The following is a 1,178-nucleotide window of genomic DNA, read 5'->3' as shown; positions in this document are numbered from 1 at the left end:
AGGCATCGCTGGGTAGCTATGTGCGGAAGGGATAAGTGCTGAAAGCATCTAAGCATGAAGCCCCCCTCAAGATGAGATTTCCCACAGTTTTAACTGGTAAGATCCCTGAAAGATGATCAGGTTGATAGGTCCGGGGTGGAAGCGCGGCGACGCGTGCAGCTGACGGATACTAATCGATCGAGGACTTAACCAAATAGAAAAGCGAAGGTGCCTTGTTTAGCCCCGACAAGCGAATGTTCTGACCGGCATGGAGCCGTCTTTTGGCTCCGTGACGGGCAGGTTATTCGACCTCGAGGGGCTAGGCACCGGAGCTAGACAATAGAAAAGCGGAAGCGCCTTGGTCATCGGCGTACGGATTTCGGAGCTTTCGACTGAGATAAAGGAAACACGACGAGCCCTAAAGGCGAGTCGATGCCCGCTTATCGTAGGGAGAAAGCGCAGAAATACGCTAGCCGATAGGCGCTGGAGCTAGACAATTTTCAAAGTTAGAAACCAAAGCTATTCTCCGTTTACAGTTTTTTCTCCCATCCGGTTTTCAGGGAACACATCCCAAATAAAATACAGGTCCGGTGATGATGGCGGAAAGGACACACCCGAACACATCCCGAACTCGGAAGTTAAGCTTTCCAGCGCCGATGGTAGTTGGGGGTTTCCCCCTGCGAGAGTAGGACGTTGCCGGGCCAAAGCAAACCGCAGATTACGATCTGCGGTTTTTTCATGCACTTTATAAATCCGGTAGTTGGTCTTCCTTTAAATGGAACGCTCACATCAAATGAAGTAGTTGTTCTTTTAAATGGCTGCAGTTATGATATCCGGAAAAACAGATCGGCTTCAGTTTCATGTGCGTCATCAAACATTCCGGTTTCCTCCTTTAGTGTCCAAATAGATCATATTTTCTAACAAGGTGAACTGAACCAAGCCGGCTGGATTATTTGTTTTTCGCCTTTTTAATTTTATGATCAATGACGGAAATTCCGGTAAACTCTATCAATAAAATAAGAGGAATGAAAAGACTGTTTACGGTTTTAAAATATAAAACTACGATAAGAAACAGGAATAAAATGGCAGCACTAAAAATATATCTCAATTCTCTTTTAAATCCATCTTCATGCCCGGCTTCCCCCTTCCCTTGACGGACAAAGACGTTGATCATACACATGTAAATCGGTTTCATAGTC

General features: G+C 45.8%; 2 rRNA genes and 1 pseudogene. 2 read left to right on the top strand and 1 reads right to left on the bottom strand.

Features of this window, described 5'->3' with window-relative positions:
• Together IC21_RS09150 and rrf are read left to right on the top strand one after the other, a co-directional pair.
• Positions 1-193 (top strand): 23S ribosomal RNA (locus IC21_RS09150); the annotation flags it as partial.
• 372 nt (positions 194-565) lie between these two features.
• Positions 566-681: ribosomal RNA gene (gene rrf, locus IC21_RS09145) — 5S ribosomal RNA — on the top strand.
• Positions 682-928: 247 nt separating this feature from the next.
• Here the strand turns inward: rrf and IC21_RS17340 are convergent.
• Positions 929-1,178: pseudogene (locus tag IC21_RS17340) on the bottom strand (hypothetical protein); the annotation flags it as partial.

Source organism: Heyndrickxia coagulans DSM 1 = ATCC 7050, assembly GCF_000290615.1.
In the GTDB taxonomy this organism is placed as follows: Bacteria; Bacillota; Bacilli; order Bacillales; family Bacillaceae_C; genus Weizmannia; species Weizmannia coagulans.
This window is presented reverse-complemented; position numbering and strand designations above follow the sequence as displayed.